Consider the following 24,907-nt stretch of genomic DNA (forward strand, 5'->3'; position numbering starts at 1 on the left):
TCGCGGCTTACTCTGATCACTGCTCGATAGTTACTCGCGAGTTAAACAACAGCCGTAGCAATGAGCCAGCCGCACTGTCGCGGGCCCCGGAGGATGTCGTGAGCGACACACAGACCCTGATCGAGAACCGTCCGCCGTCCGTGGCGGGCCTCTTCCTGGAGCGGGTGGCGGCCACGCCGGACGCCGAGGCCTACCGCTACCCGGTGCCGGCGACCTCCGGTGAGGGCCCCGACGCCTGGAAGTCGCTGAGCTGGGCGCAGGCCGCCGAGCGGGTCTTCGCGATCGCGGCCGGTCTGATCGAACTGGGCGTACAGCCCGAGCAGCGCGTCGCCCTCGCCTCCGCCACCCGCGTCGAGTGGATCCTCGTCGACCTGGGCATCCTGTGCGCCGGCGCCGCCACGACGACGGTGTACCCGCAGACCAACGCCGACGAGTCGACCTTCATCCTCTCCGACTCCGGCAGCAGGATCCTGATCGCGGAGGACGCGGCACAGCTCGCCAAGGCCCGGGAGAAGCGCGCCGAACTGCCCGAGCTGACCCACGTCGTGGTCATCGACCCGGCAGGCGTCGAGACCGGACAGGCCGGGGAGACCGACGACTGGGTGCTGACCCTCGCCGAGCTGGAGCAGCGCGGTGCCGCGTACCTGGAGAAGAACCCGGACCTGATCAAGGAACGGGTCGCGTCCATCACCAGGGACCAGCTCGCGACGATCATCTACACCTCCGGCACCACCGGCCGCCCCAAGGGCGTCCGCCTGCCGCAGGACAACTGGTCGTACATGGCGAAGGCGATCTCGGCGACCGGGCTGCTCGGCCCCGAGGACGTGCAGTACCTGTGGCTGCCGCTCGCGCACGTCTTCGGCAAGGTGCTGACCTCGGGACAGATCGAGGTCGGGCACGTCACCGCCGTCGACGGCCGGGTCGACAAGATCATCGAGAATCTGCCGGTCGTGCAGCCGACGTACATGGCGGCCGTCCCGCGCATCTTCGAGAAGGTCTACAACGGGGTCGCGGCCAAGGCGCGGGCCGGCGGCGGCGCCAAGTACAAGATCTTCCTGTGGGCGGCCGAGGTCGCCCGCGAGTACGCCAAGGTCACCCAGGACAACTTCCGCCGCACCGGCGTGGCCAACGCGCCCTTCGGCCTCGCCGCCAAGCACAAGGTCGCCGACGCGCTGGTCTACGCGAAGATCCGCGAGGCCTTCGGCGGCAAGCTGCGCGCGTGCGTCTCCGGATCGGCCGCGCTCGCGCCCGAGATCGGCTACTTCTTCGCCGGCGCCGGCATCCACATCCTGGAGGGCTACGGCCTGACCGAGTCCTCCGCGGCCTCCTTCGTGAACCCCGGCGAGGCCTACCGCACCGGCACGGTCGGCAAGCCGCTGGCCGGCACGGAGGTGCGCATCGCGGACGACGGCGAGATCCTGCTGCGCGGCCCCGGCATCATGGAGGGCTACCACGGGCTGCCCGAGAAGACCGCCGAGGTCCTGGAGTCGGACGGCTGGTTCCACACCGGCGACATCGGCGAACTGTCCCCCGACGGCTACCTGCGCATCACCGACCGCAAGAAGGACCTCATCAAGACGTCCGGCGGCAAGTACATCGCGCCCGCCGAGGTCGAGGGCCAGTTCAAGGCCGTGTGCCCGTACGTCTCCAACATCCTCGTCCACGGCGCCGACCGGAACTTCTGCACCGCCCTCATCGCCCTCGACGAACCGTCCGTCCTGGAGTGGGCCAAGGAGAACGACCTCGCGGGCAAGTCCTACGCCGAGGTCGTCGCCGCCCCCGCGACGCTCGCCCTGATCGAGGGCTACGTCAAGGAACTCAACGAGGGTCTCCAGCGCTGGCAGACCATCAAGAAGTTCCGCCTCCTCCCGCGCGACCTCGACATCGAACACGGCGAGATCACCCCGAGCCTCAAGCTCAAGCGCCCGGTGGTGGAACGGGAGTACAAGCACCTGATCGACGAGATGTACGCGGGTTCGAGGGAGGCGTAGCCACAATGATGGCCCGCGCCCCGAAGGGGCCGCGGGCCATCAGGGGCGCGGGGCTGTATTGATATGCGGCTCCGCCGTGTGGGCGCGCCCAGCCCCCACCGGACCCGCACCCAACAACGCACCTACCTGGTCGAGCGCCGCCGCAACTCCCTCACCAGCTGCCCCATCTCCCTCACCTGATCCCGAAGCTCCCGCACCTCCTCCACCGTGCTCGCAGCCACCCGCGCCTCAATCTCCTTGAGCCGCGACGCCAGTTCCTCGAACTGCCCCTGCTCCCGCGCCAGCATCCGCTCCAACAGCTGGTTCTTCCGGTGCAGTTCGAGGAAGACGGTGACCTTCGCCCGCAGCACCCAGGGATCGAACGGCTTGGTCAGATAGTCGGCCGCCCCCGTGGCATAGCCCCGGAACGCGTACCCCGCGTCCGAGTCCGTGCCGGTCAGGAAGATGATCGGCACGTCCTTGGTCTGGTCGAGCCGTTTGATGTTGGCGGCGGTCTCGAAACCGTCCATGCCCGGCATCCGGATGTCGAGGAGGACCACGGCGAAGCGCTGCCGCAGCAGCGCCTTCATCGCCTCCTCGCCCGAACGGGCGCGTACCAGTGGCTCGTTGAGGGACCCCAGGACGGCCTCCAGCGCGACCAGGTTGTCCTCCATGTCGTCGACCAGGAGGATGCCGGCACTCTCGTCGGTCGTTGCCTCAGCGCTCATGATGACTGTGCCTCACTCAGTCGTCGGCGGTGCCGCCGTCTCCCCTGGTGTACCCGTATCCGTCCCCGCGATGTCCTCGGCCTCGGGGTCCAGGAGGGCGCAGACGACGGTCAGCAACTGGTCGACGTCCACCGGCTTCGGTACGTAGTCGTTGGCGCCCCGCGCGATGGACTTCTCCCGGTCGCCCGGCATCGCCTTGGCGGTGAGCGCGACGATGGGCAGCCCGGTCCAGCGCGGGGCGCGGCGGATGGCGGCGATGGTCTCGTACCCGTCCATCTCCGGCATCATGATGTCCATCAGCACCAGTTCGACGTCGGGATTGCGCTCAAGGGTCTCGATGCCCTCGCGGCCGTTCTCCGCGTAGAGCACCGGCATGCCGACCCGGCCCAGCACATGGGTGAGTGCGAAGACGTTGCGGATGTCGTCGTCGACGATCAACACCCGCCGCCCCGGCAGCACTTGACCCGCCCGCCCGGCCTTCCACGCCTCCAGCTTGGTGGGCGTCGGCCATGAGTCGTCCACCTCGTGCGCGGTGAACGGCTCGGACGACAACTGCTCGGGCAGCGAGGGCGGTTCCCGGTCCTCGGAGGTCCGTCCGGTCGCCGCGTGGCCGGGGCTGGCGACCGGGACGTAGAGCGTGAAGGTCGAGCCGCTGCCGGGCTCGCTCTCCGCGACGATACGGCCGCCCAGCAGCCCGGCGATCTCGCGGCTGATCGACAGCCCCAGTCCCGTACCGCCGTACTTGCGGTTGGTCGTGCCGTCGGCCTGCTGGAACGCCTCGAAGATCACCGGGAGTTTCTCGGCGGCGATGCCGATACCGGTGTCGGAGACGGCGAACGCGATGACTTCGTCGCTGTCGGTGGAGTGGCGGTGATCGGGGTCCTTGACCCGGTTGACGCGGAGTTCGACCCGGCCCGTGGCGGTGAACTTGATGGCGTTGGACAGCAGGTTGCGCAGGATCTGCTGGAGCCGCTGCTCGTCCGACCACATCTCGCGCGGTACGTCCTCGCCGACCGACACCTCGAAGGAGAGCCCCCGGTCCAGGGTGAGCGGGCGGAAGGTGGCGTGGACGTAGTCGAGGAGCTTGATGAGGGGGAGCCGTTTCGGGCGTACGTCCATCCGGCCGGCCTCGATCTTCGACAGGTCGAGGATGTCGTTGATGAGCTGGAGCAGGTCCGAGCCGGAGCGGTGGATCGTGGTCGCGAACTGCACTTCCTGGTCGGAGAGATGGCCGTCCGGGTTGTCCGACAGCAGGCGCGCCAGGATGAGGAGCGAGTTCAGCGGGGTGCGCAGCTCGTGGCTCATGTTCGCCAGGAACTCCGACTTGTACTGGGAGCTGGTGGCCAACAGGGCTGCCTTCTCCTCCAGTTCGGCGTTGGAGCGCTGCAACTCGGCCTGCTGTTTCTGGAGTTCGTCCGAACGTTCCTGCAACTGCATGGCCAGCCGCTGGGACTCGCCGAGCAGGGACTCCGTGCGGGAGTTGGCGATGATGGTGTTGATCGCGACGCCGATGGTGTTCACGAACTGGTCGAAGAAGGCCAGGTGGACGTCGGAGAAGCGGGAGAAGGAGGCCAGCTCGATCACACCGAGGAGCTTGTCCTCGAAGATGATCGGGATGATGACCACGCTCGCCGGGGCGGCTTCCCCCAGCCCGCTGTTGATCTTGATGTAGTCCGGCGGGGCCTCCTCCACCAGGATCCGCTTCTTCTCCCGCGCCGCCTGCCGTACCAGCCCGTGCACCGGCATCCCGCCCGTGTCCACGGTCGCCCCCTGCGCCGACCCGTACCCGGCGATGAAGGCAAGTCCCTTGGCGGGGATGGCCGTTCGCAGACTGTCCTCGTCCGGATCGGCCAGGAAGAACGCCCCGTACTGCGCGTTCACCAGCGGGGTCAGCTCGCGCAGGATCAGGTCGGCGACCTCCATCAGGTCCCGGTGCCCCTGCATCAGGGCCGCCAGGCGGGCCAGGTTGGACTCCAGCCAGTCCTTCGCGCGGGTCGTCTCGCGGAGGTTGGCCACCATCAGGTTGATGTTGTCCTTCAGCTCGGTGACCTCGCCCTGGGTCTCCACCGTGATCGAGCGGGACATGTCGCCCTGCGCCACCGCCGAGGCCACCTCGGCGATCGCGCGGACCTGCGTGGTCAGGTTGAGCGCGAGTTCGTTCACGTTGGTCGTCAGGCGCTTCCAGGTGCCGTAGACGCCCTCCACCCGCGCCTGGCCGCCGAGTTGGCCCTCGGAGCCGACCTCGCGGGCGACACGCGTGACCTCGGAGGAGAAGGAGGAGAGGGTGTCGACCATCGTGTTGATGGTGGTCTTCAGCTCAAGGATCTCGCCGCGCGCGTCCACGTCGATCTTCTTCGACAGGTCGCCCTGCGCCACGGCCGTGGCGACCTGCGCGATGTTCCGGACCTGTGAAGTCAGGTTGTCGGCCATGTAGTTGACGTTGTCGGTCAGGTCGCGCCAGACGCCGGAGACGCCCAGCACCTGGGCCCGGCCGCCGAGTCGGCCGTCGGTGCCGACCTCGCGGGCCACCCGGGTCACCTCGTCGGCGAAGGCCCGCAGCTGCTCCACCATCGTGTTGACGGTGTCCTTCAGTTCGAGGATCTCGCCGCGCGCGTCGACGGTGATCTTCTTCGAGAGGTTGCCGTTGGCGACCGCGGTCGTCACCTGGGCGATGTTGCGGACCTGCGAAGTCAGGTTCAGGGCCATGAAGTTGACGTTGTCCGTCAAGTCCTTCCAGACGCCGCTGACGCCCCGCACCTGCGCCTGACCGCCGAGGTTGCCCTCCGTGCCGACCTCGCGCGCCACGCGCGTCACCTCGTCCGCGAAAGCCGACAACTGGTCCACCATCGTGTTGATCGTGGACTTCAGCTCCAGGATCTCGCCCTTGGCCTCCACCGTGATCTTCTTGCCGAGGTCGCCCTGTGCGACGGCGGTCGACACCAGCGCGATGTTCCGGACCTGCGAAGTCAGGTTGTCCGCCATGAAGTTGACGTTGTCGGTCAGGTCCTTCCAGACCCCCGAGACACCTCGCACCTGGGCGCGCCCGCCGAGGTTGCCCTCGGTGCCGACCTCGCGGGCGACGCGCGTCACCTCGTCGGCGAACGCGGAGAGCTGGTCCACCATCGTGTTGATGGTCGACTTCAGTTCGAGGATCTCCCCTTGGGCGTCGACCGTGATCTTCTGGCTCAGGTCGCCGTTCGCCACGGCGGTGGTCACCTGGGCGATGTTCCTGACCTGTGAAGTCAGGTTCGACGCCATGAAGTTGACGTTGTCGGTGAGGTCCTTCCAGACCCCGGACACGCCCCGCACCTGCGCGCGACCGCCCAACTGCCCCTCGGTGCCGACCTCGCGGGCGACGCGCGTCACCTCGTCGGCGAACGCGGAGAGCTGGTCGACCATCGTGTTCACGGTGAGCTTGAGTTCGAGCAGCTCACCGGTCGCCTCGACGGTGACCGTACGGGTCAGGTCGCCGCGCGCCACCGCCGTCGTCACCAGGGCGATGTCCCGCACCTGCGCGGTCAGCCGGGACGCCATCGTGTTGACCGCCTCGGTCACATCCCGCCAACTGCCCGACAGGCCCTGTACTTTGGCGCGCCCGCCGAGTCTGCCCTCGGTGCCGACCTCGCGGGCGACCCGGGTCACCTCGCCGGTGAACAGGGAGAGCTGGTCCACCATCTTGTTCACGGCCCGGCCGAGGCGCCGTAGATCACCGCGCAACTGCCTGCTGCCGTCGTGCAGATCGACCCGCTGGGTCAGATCGCCGCCCGCCACCGCGTCCAGGACCCGGGTCGCGTTGGCGGCCGGGGCGACCAGGGCGTCGAGGAGCTGGTTGACGTCGTTGACGCGGGAGGTCCAGCCGCCCTGGCCGGGGCTCGCGGAGAGGCGTTCGTCGAGGCGGCCGTGGCGGATCAGCTCCCGTTTGACACGCTGCGTCTCGGCGTTGAAGTGGGTGCTGCGGTCCATGATCTGGTTGAAGGCGGCGGTCAGTTCGGCCACCATTCCGGAGCCCGTCTCCGGCGCCTTCGTGAAGTCGCCGTCCCGGGCGGCCGTCATCACGGCGAGCAGCGGACGGAGGTCCGATGCTCGAATCCAGTCCTCTTTGTGTCCGTCTTCGAGCACACGCGTAGCACTGTTCTCACTCATGGCGGCCCACTTCGGTAACTCGGCGCTTATGGGCGCGGCCAGTCTGTCACTCTGTCGCCATCGACTGAGGCGTATTCGTCCGATCTGCTCGGGGAGCTGTGCATGGGGGCCATTCCGACGCAAAGGGAGACCACTTCGCGTGCTCCCGATGCGCCCGCGCACCACGGCGCGGACCCGCGCACGACGATGCGCGCCACGCTGTCCGGAAGCCCCCTCGCGCCCGGTTCCGCCCGCGGCCTGGTGCGCGCCGCGCTCCGCGAATGGACCGAACTCGGCCTGTCCGGAACCGAGTTCCTCACCGACCGGCTCGCCGAAGACGCGATGGTCGTCGTCAGCGAACTCGTCACCAACGCCGTCGTGCACGCGGGCACCGACGTCGAACTGATCTGCCGGCTGGAGGACACGGAGTCGGTCGTCGTCGAGGTCGCCGACCACCACCCCTCCCGCGCCCCGCGCGACAACAGCCCCGAACCGGCCCACGAGACACCGGAGTTCGGCCGCGGACTGCGGCTCGTCTCCACCCTCGCCGAGGCCTGGGGTGTCACCTACCGCACCGGCACCAAGACCGTGTGGGCCCGCCTGCCCGCCAACGGCACTCCGGCCGCCGAGGAGTTGGAGACCTACGCCGTGGAGCGCGGCCTCCGCGTCGCCGAGATCCTGGCCCCCGAACCGCAGCGCGCCGAACGCGACCGGGACTGGCTGGGCCGCGGCGCCCTCTCCTTCCTCGCCGAGGCCTCCGACCTTCTCGCCGGACAGCTCGACGAGGACCTCGTCGCCGCGCTCGCCGGACAGCTGATCGTGCCGAGACTGGCCGACTGGTGCGCCGTATGGCTGGAGGACGAGGCGATGGGCCGCGGCGGAGGCTGGGGCGAGAGCGCCGGGGCCGGCGCCGGACCGCGCCTCGCCCGGGTCTGGCACGGCAGCGAGAACCGCATCGAGGAGCTGCGCCGGGCCCTGGAGAAGGACCCGCCCCGCCCGCCGGACTCGCTGCGGCCCGTGTCCTACCCCTGGCCCGCCGACGCCCTCGGCCCGCACGGCACCCACGGCGCGGCGCTGGCGTACCGGCTGATCGCGGGCGGCCGTCCGCTGGGCACGCTGGTCATCGGTCGGTCCGGGCTGCCGTGCTTCCCCGACGAGGTCACCGGCCTGGTCGAGGACCTCAGCCGCCGGGTCGCGCTCGCGATCGGCGCGGCCCGCCAGTACGCCCGCCAGGCCACCATCAGCCGTGTCCTCCAGCGCGGCCTGCTCCCCGGCGCCGTCGCCGAGATCCCCGGTGTGCACAGCGCCCTCGTCTACGAACCGTGCGACAAGGGCGGCCCCAGCGGCGACTTCTACGACCTGTTCCCGGCCGGCGACGGCCGCTGGTGCTTCGCCCTCGGCGACGTCCAGGGCAAGGGCCCCGAGGCCGCCGTGGTCATCGGGCTGGCCCGCCCCTGGCTGCGCCTCCTCGCCCGCGAGGGCTACGGCGTCGCCGACGTCCTCGACCGTCTCAACCAGCTCCTCCTCGACGACGCCACCGAGGCCGCCGACGCGGCGGCCCACGCCCTGGTCGCCGCGGGCGGCATGCCGGGCCCGGTCGGCGACGGCCCCCGCTTCCTCTCCCTCCTCTACGGCGAGCTGGTCCCCTTCGACGGCGGCGTCCGCTGCACCCTCGCCTCCGCCGGACACCCGCTGCCGCTGCTCCTCGGGCCGGACGGCGGCGTCGGTACGGCGGCGCGCCCGCAGACCCTCCTCGGGGTCGTCGAGGACGTGACGTACACCAGCGAGACCTTCGAACTGCGGCCCGGCGACAGCCTGTTGTGCGTCACGGACGGGGTGACCGAGCGGCGCTCCGGCTCCGTCCAGTTCGACGACGGCGACGGGCTCGCGACCGCGCTCGCCGGGTGCGCGGGGCTCAGCGCCGAGCTGATCGCGGAGCGGATCAAACGGCTGGTGCACGAGTTCGGCGGACGCCCGCCGGAGGACGACATGGCGCTGCTGGTGCTCCAGGCGGAGTAACGGGACCCGCCTCCCGCGCACTGGAATCCGGTGGTACGTGGTGATCTGACAACCCATTACCCCTAATGGTCCGATTAGTACATCTTTACCTCTTCTATACATGTATCGGTGGGGGCCGGTCGTACGAGACGAGGAAAGAGTGCTGCACACGGACTGGAGAGTGACCGGGCTGGGCGTGCTCAGCCTGGCCCTGGTGGCGGCGGGCACGTCGGCCGGCGGAGCGAGCGGGCTCGCGTCCGCCGCCGTCGTGCGGGCCGCCGGAAGCGGTGACGGCAAGGTGACCGTGCGGGTCGTCACCGAGGTGAACGCCGACGGCAAGTACGACAGCGTCCTGGAACCCGGCCTGGCCGGAGCCAAGGTCACGCTCACGGACGACGCGGGCGCCGTCCTGACCGCCACGACCGGTGACGACGGCACCGCCGTCCTCACCCCGGCGTCCTCCGCCCTCACCGGCGGCAAGTACCGCGTCCAGGTCGCCAACCCCGCCCCCGGCACCCTGTCCGAGGCCGTCGCGGGCCTCGGCACCGGCGCCGACGTCATCCGCGGCAACGTCGGCTTCGTCGACGTCACCGGCGGCAAGGGCGCCACGTACACCACCGGGTTCTGGGAGCCCGGCGTGTACTGCCAGGAGAACCCCACCCTCGTCACCTGCAACCTCGCCAAGGGCGACGCGACGGGCTACAAGGGCCTGGTGTCCTTCGCCGGGAACTTCTCCAACACGTCCCCCGGCGGCACGGTCACCCAGCTGACCGGCAACACCCAGCAGCAGGCGGTCTTCGGCATCGGGGCCGACCGCACCGGCAACAAGTACATGGGCACGCTGGTCAAGCGGCACGCCGCCTACGGGCCCGCGGGCGCGGTCAACGCGATCTACCGCTACAACGACACCAGCAAGACGGTGACCACCTTCGCCACCCTGCCGGGCACGCTCACCGCGCACGACGCCACCGGCAACTGGCTGCACGACGACGCGGTCTACGGCAAGGTCGGCCGCGAGGGAATCGGCGACGTCGACGTCTCCGGCGACGGGAAGACGCTCTACGCCGTCGACCTCAACAACGCCAGGCTGTACTCCGTGCCCATCCAGGGCACCGGCGACTCCGTCACCGCAGGCACCCAGACGTCGTACGCCATCCCGAGGCCGTCGTCCTGCGTCGGCGAATGGCACCCCTACGGCATCGGCGTGCGCGGCAAGCGGGTGCTCGTCGGCGGGGTGTGCGGCGCGGAGACGACCACGACCATGACCGTTCCGTGGGGTGACCCGGCCCAAGTCACCTCACACGTCTACGAGTTCGGGAGCGGGTCGTTCGCCGAACTGTTCAGCACGGCGATGAACTACCCGCGTGGCTGCGCCTACCGCTTCACGGGCACCCCGGCCACCGCCTACCGCTGCACCGACGCCACCACGGTCGGCCAGGTGATGAGCGCCCGGTGGGAGGCCTGGAACGAGCGGGTGCCCAGCCGTGAGTCGCACTCCTTCATCAGCGCGCCGCAGCCGATCCTGGCCAACATCGAGATCGCCGACAACGGCGACCTGGTCCTGGGCTTCCGCGACCGCTTCGGCGACATGCAGGGCACCGCGACCTACGCCCACGGCGCCGCCGACGGCAGCACCCTCCTCACCGGTATCGCCGCGGGCGACGTCCTGCGCGTGTGCGGGTCCGGCACGAGTCGCACGCTGGAGAACAACGCCGTCTGCGGTTCGCTCACCGGCGCACTGCCCGGCAACAAGCTGGGCCCGGGCAACGGCGAGTTCTACGACGACCTCACGGTCCTGTCGGACGCCCAGCACGACCAGATCACCGAGGGCGGCACGGTCCTGCAGCCCTACCGCAAGAAGCTGTGGAGCACGGCCTACGACCCGTACGACGCGTATCAGCAGGGCGCGCGCCGCTGGGGCTCCGAGACCGGCGTCACGGCGGGCGACCTTCTGATCCAGAGCACGTGGGACAACACGGCCGCCACCCGCGCCAACCTGTTCGGCAAGGCCAACGGCCTCGCCGACCTGGAACTGGTCTGTGACCAGGCGCCCGTCCAGATCGGCAACCGGGTCTGGTACGACTCCGACGGCGACGGCATCCAGGACCCGTCCGAGCCGCCGGTCGCCGGTGTCGTGGTCACCCTGACCGACGCGGGCGGCAAGACGCTGACGGCCACCACCGACGCCAACGGCGAGTACTACATCGGTACGAAGGAAGGCCTCAAGCCCGACACCTCGTACACCGCCGCCTTCGACTACAGCCACATCAACCCGTCGGCCCTGCCCGGCTCCCCGACCCTCGCCCAGCTCAAGTGGACGGTCCGGAGGGCCGGTTCGGACACCGCGATCGACTCGGACGTCGACCCGGCGGGCCGGACCACCGTGGCCGTCGGCGACCCCGGCTACGTCGACCACGCCGTGGACGCGGGCATCGTGGGCCCGGTCAACAAGCTGGGCGACTACGTCTGGTACGACGAGAACGGCGACGGCATCCAGGACAAGGACGAGAAGCCGGCACCCGGCATCACCGTCCACCTGGTCGACCCGTCGACGAACAAGGTCATCGGCACCACGACCACGGACACCCACGGCAAGTACCTCTTCGACAAGCTCGCCGACGGCACCTACAAGGTGTGCTTCGTCAGGCCCGGCGGATATCTGTGGACCAGGCAGGACGCGGGCAGGGTCGGTGACGACTCCGTCGTCGACCCGGCGACCGGGTGCTCCCCGGCCGTCACCCTCGGTCCGGGGCACCGGCAGGACCTGACCCTCGACGCGGGGCTGGTCCGGGAACTGGAGCTGACGGTCCTCAAGACCGACGAGAAGACCCACCGGCCGCTGCACGGCGCGGTGTTCCAGCTGTGGCGCGACTCCAACGGGACGCCCGGTCTGCAGCGCGGCGGCGGCACGAGGGACACCCTGGTGGACGACTGCGTCTCCGGCCAGAACGGCAAGTGCTCCTTCGACCACCTGGCGATCGGCACGTACTACCTCGTGGAGAAGGACGTCCCCGAGGGTTACGTCCTGCCGAGGGACCCGGTCACCGGGCCGTACCACCTCACCCTGAAGAACGGGGTCGAGGGCGACGGGCTGGTCGTGCGGATCGCCAACAAGCGGGGGGAGCCGTGCAAGGGCAAGTGCTGACCGCCCCGCGGGAGTGACAGCTCCGCGAGGGTGAATGTCGGGCGGGGGGCCCCCCCCGGGGGGGGGGGGGGGGGGGGCGCCCCCCCGGGGGGGGGGGGGGGGGGGAGGAGGGGGGCGAGCACTAGGGGGGCGGGGGGGGGGGGGCGGGGGGGGGGGGGGGGGGGGGGGCGGCGGGGGGGGGGGGGGGGGGGTGGGGGGGCCGGGGGGGGGGGGGGGGGGGGGGGGGGGGGGGGCGCCCCCCCCCCCCCCCGCGACCGGCGCCGCGACCCCGACCTGCTCCGCCTCCGCCCTCAAGGCGACCTTCGGCCGGCAGCTCGCCGGTGGCATGAACCACCAGGGTGTCGTCATCACGCTGCGCAACCTCAGCGGCAGGACGTGTGCGCTGCGCGGCTACCCCGGCCTGGGGCTGGAGAACTCCGCGCACAAGAAGCTCACGACCCACACGCACTGGGGCAACACCTGGTACGCGCACGACCCCGGCAAGAAGACCCTCGCTCTGAAGGACGGACAGAGCGCCGAGGCCGTCGTCGCCTGGACCCACGCCAACACCGGCACCTCGGGCGCGGTCCACGCCTCCTACCTGGAGATCACCCCGCCCGGCGCCACCCAGCACAAGACGCTGGCCTTCCCCCAGTGGGTCGACCACGGCGACCTGTCCGTCACCGCGCTGGCCAGGCACATCAGCGTTGCTCCCTGACGGTCAGCAGGCCGACTTGCCCGTGTAGATCGCGAGCGCCGTGTTGGAGCCCAAGGTGGCGGTGAACTGCCCGGCGGAGTTCACCGTCACCGTCGTGTTGTTCTGGACGTTGCAGTACGTGCCCGCGGCCAGTGACGTCTGGTAGGTCTGGGTCAGCGAGTACGACTCGTGGTTGATGGCCACATAGCCCTTGCTGCCGCGCCCGAAGCCGATCGCGTCGTTGCCGTCGTCCCACCAGTTGGTGAGGGACTGGCCGCTCGTCGCGTTGCGGAAGGCGACCATGGACTTGATCTCCGGCCAGGCGTGCTGGCACTTCCAGCCGTCCTGCCAACAGGCGGTCACCGCACCGTTGTTGGGCGGTCCGGCGTCCGTGTCCGACCATTCGTAGCCGGAGTTGATGTCCGGGGCGCCGTAGGGGTAGGCGAGCATGAAGACGTTGGCCAGCGTGTAGTTGGCGCCGTCCTTGTAGTTCAACGTGCTGCCGTTGCGCTCGGTGTCGTGGTTGTCGACGAAGACTCCGGCGACCGAGCTGCTCAAGTACCCCCAGCCTTCACCGTAGTTCTTCAGGTAGGCGAGGTTCTCGTTGTTGAAGACGCGCTTGAGGTCGTAGGCGTAGCGGAACTCCTGGACGTCGCCGTTGCCGGTGTACTCGGTGGGCTGGACGGCCTCGCCGGCGCCGTAGATGACCTCCTGCTTCCAGTACACGGAGGGGTTCGTCAGGCGCGTCTTGATGTTCGCGAGGTCGGTCGCCGGGATGTGCTTGGCCGCGTCGATGCGGAAGCCGTCGGCGCCGTAGCCGAGGAGGGTGTTCATGTAGCCGGCGATGGTGGCGCGGACGTACTCCTCGCCGGTGTCCAGGTCGGCCAGGCCGACGAGTTCGCAGTTCTGGACGTTGGCGCGGTTGGTGTAGTCGCTGACCAGCGACGTGCAGTCGTCCATGTCGTACGAGGAGTACAGGCCGGGGTAGTTGTACTTCGTGTACGACGAGCCGCCGGTGCCGGTGCCGCTGCCCGCCGACATGTGGTTGATGACCGTGTCGACGACGACCTTCACGCCCGCCGCGTGGCAGGTGCTGATCATGTTCTTGAAGGCGGTCGCGTCGCCGAGCCGCCCGGCGATCTTGTAACTCACCGGCTGGTACGACGTCCACCACTGAGAGCCCTGTATGTGCTCGGCGGGCGGGGAGACCTGGACGTAGCCGTAACCGGCGGGGCCGAGGGTGTTGGTGCACTCCTTGGCGACCGAGGCGAAGTTCCACTCGAAGAGGACCGCGGTGACGTCCTTGGTGCCGGGTGGGGAGGCGTGTGCGGTGCCGGGCACCAGGACGGCCGTCGCGGCGGCGAGGGCGACGGCTCCTGCAAGTGATCTGCTGCTGGCCATGTGGGGGTTCCTTCTCCATTGAAGGTTCTTGCTGAAACATGATGGAAACCTTGCGGTGGCCAGATGTTAAAGGCCCGCCGCCCAAAAGGGCAGCGGGCCGTGTGAAGTTGATGCAAGAACTTCGCGTGGCGGAGGGGTGGTTACGGCGTGGTGGTCCACCAGACCGTCGTGTCGGCGGGCAGCTTCGCCTCGCCGTCCGCCTCGGTCACCTCACCGCTGGCGAGCAGGAGACGGCCGTGGGCCGAAGTCGTCACGGACTCCCCGCTCGTGTTGGCGACACACACGAACTCCCCCCGCCGGAAGGCGAGTACGCCCTCGGGCGCCCGCAGCCACTCCACCGAGTCGCCCGCGCCGAGGTCGGGCTGGGTGCGGCGGGCGGCGAGCGCGGCGCGGTACAGCTCAAGCGTCGAGCCGGCCGTCCCCGTCTGCGCCTCGATGCTCAACTCGCCCCAGGCGTCCGGCTGCGGCAGCCAACTCCCGCCGTCCCCGAAGCCGTACGACGATCCCTCGCGGGTCCATGGGATCGGCACCCGGCACCCGTCGCGGAAGCCGTCCTGGCCGGCGCCCCTGAAGTACGCGGGGTCCTGGCGGACTTCGTCCGGGAGGTCCACGACGTCGGGCAGGCCGAGTTCCTCGCCCTGGTAGATGTACGCCGAGCCGGGCAGCGCCAGCATCAGCAGTGATGCCGCGCGGGCCCGGCGCAGGCCCAGTTCCCGGTCGCCCGCCGTGCGGATCTGGGTGCCGAGGCCGGGCGGGTTGGCGAAGCGGGTGGCGTGCCGGGTGACGTCGTGGTTGGAGAGGACCCAGGTGGCGGGGGCGCCGACGGGACGCATGGCCTCCAGCGTCCGGTCGATGACCGTGCGGAGTTCCCCGGCGTCCCAATCGGTCGACAGGTACTGGAAGTTGAAGGCCTGGTGGAGTTCGTCCGGGCGGACGTAGTTCGCGGTGCGCTCGACGGTCGGCGTCCATGCCTCGGCGACGAAGATGCGCTCACCGGCGTACTCGTCGAGGACCGTGCGCCACTGGCGGTACACGTCGTGCACGCCGTCCTGGTCGAAGAACGGCATGACATCGTTGCCCAGGAGCTTGAGCTGGTCGTGCGAGCCGAGGTCGGGCAGACCCTCCGCCTTGACGAGGCCGTGGGCCACGTCGATGCGGAAACCGTCCACGCCGATGTCGAGCCAGAAGCGGAGGATCGAGCGGAACTCGTCGCCGACCGCCGGGTGTTCCCAGTTGAAGTCGGGCTGCTCGGGTGCGAAGAGGTGCAGGTACCACTCCCCCGCCGAGCCGTCCGGTTCGGTGACCCGCGTCCACGCCGGGCCGCCGAAGATGGACTCCCAGTCGTTGGGCGGGAGTTCGCCGTGCTCGCCCTTGCCGGGGCGGAAGTGGTAGCGCTCCCGCAGCGGTGAGCCGGGGCCTTCCCTCAACGCCCGCTTGAACCACTCGTGTTGGTCCGAGGAGTGGTTCGGGACGAGGTCGACGATGATGCGCAGGCCGAGTCCGTGGGCGTCGCGGATCAGCGCGTCGGCGTCGAGCAGGTTGCCGAACATGGGGTCCACGGCACGGTAGTCGGCGACGTCGTAGCCCGCGTCCGCCTGCGGGGAGGCGTAGAACGGGCTGAGCCAGACGGCGTCGATGCCGAGGTCTCGCAGGTACGGGAGTCGGGCGCGTACGCCTTCCAGGTCGCCCATGCCGTCGCCGTTGCTGTCGGCGAAGCTCCGTGGATAGACCTGGTAGATCACCGCGTCCCTCCACCAGTCGCGGCGCTTGGCTGCGGCGGGGTTCGGTGCCGGGGCGATGGCGGAGTGCTGGTGGGTCATGGCGTCCTTGGTGCGTAACGGGGTTCTGGTCATGGGGAGTTGGTGACGAGGCGGCCGTGATGTCAGCGGGGTCGGATGGACGTCACGGCCGCCTCGAGTCTTGGGTGCGGCTGAGTGGGGGCTGGTCGCGCCGTTCCCCGCGCCCCTAAAGGGGCGCTCCAGGAACCGGGGTTTCTAGCCCTTGGTACCGCCTGCCGTCAGGCCGCTTACCAAGTTCTTCTGTACCAGATAGAAGAACGCGGCCACGGGTATCGCGATCAGTACCGCCGTCGCGGCCATCAGGTTGCGTTGCGCGTCGTGTTCGCTGACGAAGGTCTGGAGGCCGACCGCGAACGTGTACTTCGTGTCGGACAGCATGAACGTCGAGGCGAACGCGACCTCGCCGAAGGCCGTGAGGAAGCTGTAGAACGCGGCGACCGCCAGGCCCGGCTTGGCGAGCGGCAGGATCAGTCGCGCGAACGTGCCGAAGGGGTTCAGCCCGTCGACGCGTCCGGCCTCGTCGATCTCGAACGGGATCGTGTCGAAGTAACCCTTCAGCAGCCAGGCGCAGTAGGGCACCGCGGTGGAGCAGTAGACGAGGATGAGACCAAGGTAGCTGTCGATGAGCTGGAGGTCGGCCAGGATCTGGTACATCGGCACGATGAGTACCGCTATCGGGAACATCTGGGTGACCAGCAGCACCCACATGAACTTCCGGTAGCCGGGGAAGCGCATGCGCGAGACGGCGTAGCCGGTGGTCGCCGCGATGGTCACGCCGATGACCGTGGTGCCGAGCGAGACGATCAGCGAACTCTTCAACCAGTCGAAGAACTCGGTGTGTTGGAGGACGAACGAGTAGTTGCCGAACGTCATCTTCTTCCAGATGCCGGCCGGGTGGAGGTAGTCGTCCGAGTCCGGGCCCAGCGAGAGGAAGACCAGCCAGGCGATCGGGAAGAGGGCGATCAGGCTCGCGACGATCAGGATGCCGTGCGAGGTGAGAGCGCCCGCGCGGCTCAACTCGCCCCGGCGGCGCGCCCGTTGGGGCGGGGTGTCGGTCGTGCTGCTCATGGGGGCTCCTGTCTCAGATCGCGAGCTGTTGGTCGTTGCGGTTCAGCCAGCGGCGGTAGAAGGAGGTGAAGACGATCAGGATGGCCAGCAGCAGGATGCCGTAGGCGGCCGACTGGGCGAAGTCGCGCGGCTGTTGGCCGAAGCCGAGGAAGTACGACCAGGTGACGAGGATCTGGGCGTCGGGGGCGGTGTTGCCGAACAGCAGGAAGATGACGGCGAACTGGTTGAACGTCCAGATGATGCCGAGGAGTACGACGGTGGAGCTGACCGACCTCAGGCCCGGCAGGGTGACGTAGCGGAAGCGCTGCCAGGGGCTCGCGCCGTCCATCTCGGCGGCCTCGTAGAGCGAGGTGTCGATGGACTGGAGGCCGCCGAGCAGCGAGACCATCATGAAGGGCACACCGCACCAGGTGTTGACCATGATGGCGGCGAACCGCTGCCAGAACGTGCTCTCCAGCCAGTTCGGTTGGGGCAGATGGAGGCTGTGCAGCGCGGTGTTGATGATGCCGCCGTCGGCGAGCATGAAGCGCCAGCCGAAGACCGTGACGAAGGTCGGGACGGCCCACGGCAGGATGAGGATCAGCCGGTAGAAGGTGCGGGCGCGCAGCTTCTGGTTGAGCAGCAGGGCGAGCGCGAGTCCGACCGTGTAGTGGAGGGCGACGCAGAGCGCGGTCCAGACGATCGTCCAGATGAAGTGCGACCAGAAGCGGTCGTACGACGTCGGGCCGAACAGGATGTCCTTGTAGTTGTCGAGCCCGATGAACTTGTAGGTGGCGTCGATGTGGTTGACGCCGATCGTGCGCGCGGTGTTGAGGCTGTTGGCGTCGGTGAGCGTCAGGTAGAGGCCGTACGCCAGGGGGTAGAGCACGAGGACGCCGAGCACGACGACCACGGGGATGATCATCGCGTACGCGTACCAGTGCTTCTGGTAGCCGTACTTGAGGCGTTGGCCAGGTCCGGGCCGGGGTGCGCGGTCACCGTGGCGCCTGCCGGTCGCGCGGTCGATGGCGACTGTCATGGTTCGTTCGACACCTTCTGGAAGTTCAGGAGTTGGGCCTGTGCGCAGGCCGATGGCCGCCGGATCCGTCCCCCGGGCTGCTCTTCGCGGATCCGGCGGCCACTCGGGCTACTTGCTGAAGTCCGGGACCAGCTTCTGGATCGCGAGTTCGGCGTTGCTCAGGCCCTTGTCGAGGGACTCCTTGCCACCGGCGATCTTGGGCAGTTCGGTGTCCAGCGGACCCCACAGCGAGCTGTACTCGGCGAGCGCCGGGCGCGGCTGGGCGGCGCCGAGGACGCTCTGGAAGCCGGCGATGCCCGGGTCGGCCTTGACGGCGGCGGTGTAGGCGTCGTCGCGGGTCGGCAGCGTCGAGTTCTTCAGGGCGATCTGTGTCTGGGAGGCGGCCGACGTCATGAAGTTGACGAACTTCAGGGCCGCCTGCTGGTGCGCGGAGTCCGAGCCGGCGTAGACCGAGAGGTTGTGACCGCCGGTCGGGGCGCCGGACTTGCCGGTGGAGCCGGCCGGGATCTGGGCGATGCCGAGGTTGGACTTGTCCTTGAAGGCCGAGCCCTTGTAGAAGTTCGTGATCTCCCAGGGTCCCTGGATGATCGCGGCGACCTGGCCGTTGACGAACGCGTCCTGGATGTGGGCGTAGGCGTCGGCGGTGGTGTCGGCGTCGTGCAGGCCCTGGCCGGTGAAGAGGCTCAGCCAGGTGCCGTAGGCCTTCTTCGCGGCGGCGGAGTCCACGGTGATCTTCTTGGCGGCGGCGTCGACGGTGTCGGTGCCCTCGCCGTAGAGGAAGGTCTGCGCGTAGTAGGCCTGGGTGGAGCCCCAGTAGCCGTACACCTTCTCCTTGGCGTCGATCTTGAAGGCGTCGGCCTTCAACTCGTCCCAGGTGGTGGGCGGTTGGGTGATGCCGGCCTTCGCGAAGATCGCCTTGTTGTAGACGAGCGCGAGGGTGTCGGTGACCAGCGGCACGCCGTACGTCTTGCCCTCGTACTGGGCCTGCGTGATCAGGTTCGGCTTGAACTTGGCCTGGTCCGCGAGTGCTTCGGTGCCGTCGAGCGGCAGGAAGTAGCCCTTCTTCGCGAAGGCGGGGGTCCAGCCGACCTCCGAACGCAGCACGTCCGGGGCGCCCTTGGAGCCGGCGGCGGTGTCGAACTTGTTCTGCGCCTGGTCGAAGGGCACGTTGACGTACTTGACCTTGATGTTCTTGTTGGCCGCCTCGAACGTGGAGACGAGTGCCTTGTACGTCGGTGCCTCATTGGTGGCGTTGGAGGTGTCCCACCAGGTGATGGTGACCGGCCCGTCCGACTTGCCGCTGCCACTGTCACTGCCGCCGCAGGCCGTCGCCGCGAGGGCGAGGGACGCCACCAGCGCGGTGGCCGCTATGCCACGCCGCATGAGTTCTCCTTGAGGGTGAAAGCCCGTGTGGTGCAGGGTGCGGGCCCGTCCGCCGCCTCTGCGCCTTGCCGACTGCGCCGGTGGGGTCCCCCCGCTCGAATGGATACGAGCGTGGGGGAGGCCGCCGGGCGTCGCCGAACGTAACAGTGATGCAACCGTTGCGAAAGTCCTTGCTGCAAAAAACTGCAAGAACGGCGGAGAGTTACCCACCCGTGACCTCCTCCTGACCCCCGCGAAACCCGTAGTTGATGCGGCTGAGCGGGTAATGGGACACTTGTGCAAGACTCTGCAAGCTCTTGCCGCATGCCGTACGCCGACCAGAACACGAGGGATCGCGATGACGCAGCAACCCGCAGCGCGCCGACGGCCGGTACAGTCCACTCCCGTGACCACACGGCTTGCCGACATCGCCGCGCAGGCGGGAGTGAGCGAAGCGACCGTCAGCCGCGTCCTCAACGGCAAGCCCGGCGTCGCCGCCACCACCCGCCAGTCCGTCCTCGCCGCGCTCGACGTGCTCGGCTACGAGCGTCCGGTGCGGCTGCGGCAGCGCAGCGAGGGCCTGGTCGGTCTCATCACGCCGGAGCTGGAGAACCCCATATTCCCCGCCCTGGCGCAGGTCATAGGGCAGGCGCTGACGCGGCAGGGCTACACGCCGGTGCTCGCCACCCAGACCCCGGGCGGGTCGACGGAGGACGAGCTGACCGAGATGCTCGTCGACCGCGGGGTCGCGGGCATCATCTTCGTCTCCGGGCTGCACGCGGACACCTCCGCGGACATGCAGCGCTACGAGCAACTGCGGGCGCAGGGCGTGCCGTTCGTGCTCGTGGACGGCTTCTCGCCGAAGGTGCAGGCGCCGTTCATCTCCCCGGACGACCGGGCGGCGATGACCCTCGCCGTCACCCATCTCGTCTCGCTCGGCCACACCCGCATCGGCCTGGCGCTGGGCCCCAAGCGGTTCGTACCCGTACAACGCAAGATCGAGGGCTTCGTCCGCGCGATGCAGGACCAACTGGCGCTGACCGCGCAGGATGTGGAGACCCGGCTCGTCCAGCACTCGCTGTACACCCTGGAGGGCGGGCAGGCCGCCGCCGCCGCGCTGATCGACCGTGACTGTACGGCGATCGTGTGCGCGAGCGACATGATGGCGCTCGGCGCGATACGGGCGGCCCGGCAGCGGGGTCTCGAGGTGCCCCGGGACGTCTCGGTGGTGGGTTTCGACGACTCCCCGCTGATCGCGTTCACCGACCCGCCGCTGACCACGATCCGCAAGCCGGTGCCGGCGATGGGGCAGGCGGCGGTGCGGACGTTGCTGGAGGAGATCGGCGGGACGCCCGCGCCGCACAGTGAGTTCGTGTTCATGCCGGAGCTGGTGGTGCGCGGTTCGACGGCTTCGGCCCCTGGGGACCGGAATCGTCCCTAAGGGGGAGGAAACATGATCGCGTCCAGTGCGCTGGTAGTAGCCGGGGGACTCTTCTCGTCGTAGAACATGCGAGCCGGACCCGACCAGGGGATGATCGGTCGCGGAAGCCTTTTCTGGCAGACTTCGTGTCTATGGGTGAGACCACCGTGACGACATTGGAAGGCCGCGAAGAAGCCGTTCCGAGCCCCGTCGCGGACGCCGCGGGGCCGGGCTTTCTGCGTCGGCTGCGTACCCCGCGCCGCCCACGGTTGTGGTTCGAGATCCTGCTGATCGCGGTGAGTTACTGGACGTACTCACTCATCCGCAACGCGGTTCCGGAACAGAAGGCCGAGGCGCTGCGCAACGCCGACTGGATCTGGCGCGTCGAGAACGATCTCGGGATCGCCGTGGAGCAGTCCGTCAACCACGCGGTCAACTCGGTGACTTGGCTGATCGTCGGCATGAACTACTACTACGCGACACTGCACTTCGTGGTGACGCTGGGTGTCCTCGTGTGGCTGTACCGTAGCCATCCGGGCCGCTACGCGGCGACGCGCCTCGTCCTCTTCGCGACCACGGCGGTGGCCCTGGTCGGTTACTATCTGTTCCCCCTCGCCCCGCCGCGCCTCATGAACGGCAGCCACTTCGTCGACACGGTCATGGTCCACGAGACCTGGGGTTCGATGGCGTCCGGCGACCTGAAGCACGTGTCGAACCAGTACGCCGCGATGCCGTCCATGCACATCGGCTGGTCCCTGTGGTGCGGCCTGACGATCTTCGCCCTGGCGAAACTCCCCTGGGTCCGCGTCCTGGGCCTCCTCTACCCGGCCCTGACCCTGACGGTCATCGTCGCCACCGCCAACCACTTCTGGCTCGACGCGGTGGGCGGCATGCTCTGCCTGGCCTTCGGCTTCACCGTGGCCCGCCTCTGGTACGGCACGTTCCCGTACGCCCTGCCGAGAACGGTGGCGGTACGGGGGACGAGCGGATCCTGGCTGCCCACCAGGGCCTGACCCCCGGCCGATGCCCCTTCGGCAGAACGGCGAGATGACGCGCCCCAGAGGGGCGCGGGGAACTGCGCGCCCAGCCCCCACCGGCGGTCAGCCGACGAACAACCCGCCTAGGCCCCGTAGAACAACAGGTCCACCACACCCCGAGCCCTGCGCGTAGTACGCCGATAATCGTCAAGCATGTCACCCACGTGACCGGGCCCGTACCCCAAGTACCGCCCCACCGCAGCCAGTTCACGCGGCTCAGACGGAAACGTGTCCCCGGCCCGCCCCCGCACAAGCATCACCGCGTTACGAACCCGCGTGGCCAACACCCACGCCTCGTCCAGTATCGCCGCGTCCTCACCGGAGATCAGGCCGGCGGCACACGCGGCGGCGAGGGCAGCCCGGGTACGAGTCGTACGCAGCCCCGGCTCGCTCCAGCCACGCTGCAACTGCATCAGCTGCACGGTCCACTCGACGTCCGAGAGCCCGCCGCGCCCCAGCTTGGTGTGCAGAGTCGAATCCGCGCCCCGAGGCAACCGCTCGGACTCCATCCGGGCCTTCAACCGCCGGATCTCCCGTACGGCGTCGTCACCGAGTCCCTCCGCCGGATACCGCAACGGATCGACCAGCTCGATGAAGCGCCGGCCCAACTCCTCGTCACCGGCGACAGGTTCGGCCCGCAGCAACGCCTGCGACTCCCAAACCAGCGACCACCGGCGGTAGTACGCCTCGTAGGAGTTCAACGACCGCACGAGCGGCCCCGACTTGCCCTCCGGCCGGAGATCCGCGTCGATCAGCAGGGGCGGGTCCGAGCTGGGGACCTGGAGCAGTCGGCGCATCTCGGAGACGACCTTGTTGGCCGCTTCGGAGGCCTCGCGCTCCGGCACTCCCTCGCGGGGTTCGTGCACGAACAGGACGTCCGCGTCGGAGCCGTAGCCCAGTTCGTGGCCGCCGAAGCGGCCCATGCCGATGACGGCGAAGCGGGTGGGGAGGGTGTCGCCCCAGCCCTCGCGGACCACCGCGCGCAGGGTACCGGCGAGGGTGGCCGCGGTCAGGTCGGAGACGGCGCCGCCGACCCGGTCGACGAGGGCGCCCTGGTCGGCCTCGGCGGGCTGGGTCTCGGTGCCGTAGGAGCCGACGATGTCGAAGGCCGCCGTACGGAAGAGTTCGCGGCGGCGGACGCCTCGGGCGAAGGTGACCGCCTGGACGGCGTCGTCGGCGCGGCCCACCGCGGCGAGTATCTCCTGTTCCAGGTGGGCGCGTTCGCGGGGTTCGAGGCCGCTGCCGCCGTCGCCGTCGCCGAGGAGGGCGACCGCTTCGGGGGCGCGCATGAGGAGGTCGGGGGCGAGGCGGCCGGCGGAGAGGACGCGGGCGAGGTTCTCGGCGGCGGCGCCCTCGTCCCTCAACAGCCGTAGGTACCAAGGGGTCTTGCCGAGCGCGTCGGACACCTTGCGGAAGTTGAGGAGGCCCGCGTCCGGGTCGGCGGAGTCCGCGAACCAGCCCAACAGGACGGGCAGCAGGGTGCGTTGGATGGCGGCCTTGCGGGTGATGCCGGAGGCGAGGGCCTCCAGGTGGCGCAGGGCGGCGGCCGGGTCGTGGTAGCCGAGTGCGACCATGCGCTCGCGGGCCGCCTCGGGGCTCAACCGGGTCTCGCCGGGGGCGAGTTGGGCGACCGCGTCGAGCAGTGGGCGGTAGAAGAGCTTCTCGTGCAGGCGTCGTACGACGGTCGCGTGCCGCTTCCACTCGCGGTTCAACTCGGCGACCGGGTCGGTGCGCAGGCCGAGGGAACGGCCCAGGCGCCGCTGGTCGGCCTCCTCGACGGGGACCAGGTGGGTGCGGCGCAACCGGTAGAGCTGGATGCGGTGTTCCATCGTGCGCAGGAAGCGGTAGGCGTCGTCGAGCCGGGCGGCGTCCTCGCGGCCGACGTAGCCGCCGGCGGCGAGGGCCTCCAGCGCGACGAGCGTGGTGCCGCTGCGCAGCGAGGTGTCGGCGCGGCCGTGCACCAACTGGAGGAGCTGGACGGCGAATTCGACGTCCCGCAGGCCGCCCGGGGCGAGCTTGAGTTCGCGGTCGATCTCGGCGGCGGGGATGTTCTCGATGACGCGGCGGCGCATCTTCTGCACGTCGGTGACGAAGTTCTCGCGCTCTGCCGCCGTCCACACGAGGGGTTCGAGGGCGGTGACGTACTCCTCGCCGAGCGCGAGATCGCCGGCCACCGGGCGGGCCTTGAGGAGGGCCTGGAACTCCCAGGTCTTGGCCCAGCGTTGGTAGTAGGCGAGGTGGCTGGCGAGGGTGCGCACCAGCGGACCGTTGCGGCCCTCGGGGCGCAGGTTGGCGTCGACGGGCCAGATGGAGCCCTCGACCGTGGTCTCGGAGCAGATCCGCATCATGTGCGCGGCGAGCTTGGTGGCCGCGCGGAGGGCCTTGCCCTCGTCGGCGCCGTCGACAGCCTCGCCGACGAAGATGACGTCGACGTCGGAGACGTAGTTCAGCTCGTGGCCGCCACACTTGCCCATCGCGATCACCGCGAGCCGGCACAGCGCGGCGTCGTCGGGCGCGGCGGCACCGGCGATGGCGAGCGCGGCGCGCAGGGTGGCGGTGGCGAGGTCGGCGAGCTCGGCGGCGGTCTGGGCGAGGTCGGTGGTGCCGCAGACGTCCCGGGCGGCGATGGACAGCAGGCAGCGGCGGTAGGCGACGCGCAGGGCTACGGGGTCGGTGGCCCCGGCGAGACCCCGCTCGAACTCCTCCACCCCGGGGTGGAGGTCACGCGGCTCGTACATGACGAGGGCGTGCCAGTCGCGCGGATGCCGGGCGAGGTGGTCGCCGAGGGCGGCCGAGGCACCGAGCACACCGAGCAGCCGGTCCCGCAAGGGCTTCGCCGCGATCAGCGTGTCCGTCAGCTCACGCCGGGCGGTGGGCTCGGGCTGCGCCTCCAGGAGTCGTACGAGACCCTGAAGGGCCAGGTCGGGGTCGGCGGTGCCGCCGAGGGCCTCCAGCAGGACCGGGTCGTTCCTTATCGGCGCCAGTTCCGCGCTCTCCAGAAGCCGCTCGGCCGCCGAGGGATCGGTGAAACCGTGCCGCAGCAGTCGCGTGAAGGTGCTGCTCCTGCGCCCCGGCGCCGTCATCCTCGGCCTCCCTCGGATCAAGGTCGTGCGGATCTAGGTCGTAACGTCCCGAGCCTAACCGCAGGTGCGGGCGGGGGCGC

The 24,907-nt window shown here is 69.6% G+C and carries 14 protein-coding genes; 6 read left to right on the plus strand and 8 right to left on the minus strand.

The window, feature by feature from the left end; genetic code table 11:
* Positions 1–98 precede the first annotated feature (98 nt).
* Positions 99–1,991: an AMP-dependent synthetase/ligase gene (locus tag ACIQBL_RS15520; protein ID WP_401941446.1), complete on the plus strand. Its 1,893-nt coding sequence runs from the start codon at positions 99–101 to the stop codon at positions 1,989–1,991.
* Positions 1,992–2,113: 122 nt separating this feature from the next.
* Here ACIQBL_RS15520 and ACIQBL_RS15525 read toward each other — a convergent pair whose 3' ends face one another.
* Positions 2,114–2,698, minus strand: a complete 585-nt coding sequence (locus ACIQBL_RS15525; RefSeq protein WP_401941448.1) for a two-component system response regulator — start codon at positions 2,696–2,698, stop codon at positions 2,114–2,116.
* 12 nt (positions 2,699–2,710) lie between these two features.
* Positions 2,711–6,841, minus strand: coding sequence for a HAMP domain-containing protein (locus ACIQBL_RS15530; RefSeq protein WP_401941451.1), 4,131 nt, complete (start codon positions 6,839–6,841; stop codon positions 2,711–2,713).
* A gap of 102 nt (positions 6,842–6,943) precedes the next feature.
* Between ACIQBL_RS15530 and ACIQBL_RS15535 the strand changes: the two genes are divergently transcribed.
* The 3 genes from ACIQBL_RS15535 (at position 6,944) to ACIQBL_RS15545 (ending at position 12,660) form a co-directional block, all read left to right on the plus strand.
* Entirely contained in the window at positions 6,944–8,839 is a 1,896-nt protein-coding gene (locus ACIQBL_RS15535) for a SpoIIE family protein phosphatase (RefSeq protein ID WP_401941453.1), read from the plus strand.
* 160 nt (positions 8,840–8,999) lie between these two features.
* Positions 9,000–11,963, plus strand: a complete 2,964-nt coding sequence (locus tag ACIQBL_RS15540; protein WP_401941456.1) for an SdrD B-like domain-containing protein — start codon at positions 9,000–9,002, stop codon at positions 11,961–11,963.
* A gap of 34 nt (positions 11,964–11,997) precedes the next feature.
* Complete coding sequence (locus ACIQBL_RS15545; protein ID WP_401941459.1) at positions 11,998–12,660, plus strand: DUF4232 domain-containing protein; 663 nt, start codon at positions 11,998–12,000, stop codon at positions 12,658–12,660.
* A 3-nt stretch (positions 12,661–12,663) separates the two neighbouring features.
* Here the strand turns inward: ACIQBL_RS15545 and ACIQBL_RS15550 are convergent, their stop codons facing one another.
* The 5 genes from ACIQBL_RS15550 to ACIQBL_RS15570 form a co-directional block, all read right to left on the minus strand.
* The gene (locus ACIQBL_RS15550) at positions 12,664–14,040 is read right to left on the minus strand and encodes an alpha-amylase family protein (protein ID WP_401941461.1); all 1,377 of its coding nucleotides are present in this window, start codon (positions 14,038–14,040) and stop codon (positions 12,664–12,666) included.
* 140 nt (positions 14,041–14,180) lie between these two features.
* Positions 14,181–15,860 (minus strand): glycoside hydrolase family 13 protein, encoded by a 1,680-nt coding sequence (locus ACIQBL_RS15555; protein WP_401942514.1) that lies wholly within the window; start codon positions 15,858–15,860, stop codon positions 14,181–14,183.
* A 174-nt stretch (positions 15,861–16,034) separates the two neighbouring features.
* On the minus strand, positions 16,035–16,907 hold the full coding sequence (locus ACIQBL_RS15560; RefSeq protein WP_401941464.1) for a sugar ABC transporter permease: 873 nt from the start codon (positions 16,905–16,907) through the stop codon (positions 16,035–16,037).
* Between the two features lie 13 nt (positions 16,908–16,920).
* Positions 16,921–17,925 (minus strand): carbohydrate ABC transporter permease, encoded by a 1,005-nt coding sequence (locus ACIQBL_RS15565; protein WP_401941467.1) that lies wholly within the window; start codon positions 17,923–17,925, stop codon positions 16,921–16,923.
* 108 nt (positions 17,926–18,033) lie between these two features.
* The gene (locus ACIQBL_RS15570) at positions 18,034–19,308 is read right to left on the minus strand and encodes an extracellular solute-binding protein (protein ID WP_401941470.1); all 1,275 of its coding nucleotides are present in this window, start codon (positions 19,306–19,308) and stop codon (positions 18,034–18,036) included.
* A 385-nt stretch (positions 19,309–19,693) separates the two neighbouring features.
* On the opposite strand from ACIQBL_RS15570, the gene ACIQBL_RS15575 reads away from it, so the two are divergent.
* Both ACIQBL_RS15575 and ACIQBL_RS15580 read left to right on the plus strand, forming a co-directional pair.
* Positions 19,694–20,728 (plus strand): LacI family DNA-binding transcriptional regulator, encoded by a 1,035-nt coding sequence (locus tag ACIQBL_RS15575; protein ID WP_401941473.1) that lies wholly within the window; start codon positions 19,694–19,696, stop codon positions 20,726–20,728.
* Positions 20,729–20,859: 131 nt separating this feature from the next.
* On the plus strand, positions 20,860–21,720 hold the full coding sequence (locus ACIQBL_RS15580) for a phosphatase PAP2 family protein (protein ID WP_401941476.1): 861 nt from the start codon (positions 20,860–20,862) through the stop codon (positions 21,718–21,720).
* Between the two features lie 107 nt (positions 21,721–21,827).
* Here ACIQBL_RS15580 and ACIQBL_RS15585 read toward each other — a convergent pair whose 3' ends face one another.
* Positions 21,828–24,827, minus strand: coding sequence for a bifunctional [glutamine synthetase] adenylyltransferase/[glutamine synthetase]-adenylyl-L-tyrosine phosphorylase (locus ACIQBL_RS15585; RefSeq protein WP_401941478.1), 3,000 nt, complete (start codon positions 24,825–24,827; stop codon positions 21,828–21,830).
* Between the last annotated feature and the right edge of the window lie 80 nt (positions 24,828–24,907).

The organism is Streptomyces sp. NPDC088350 (assembly GCF_044753545.1).
GTDB lineage: Bacteria > Actinomycetota > Actinomycetes > Streptomycetales > Streptomycetaceae > Streptomyces.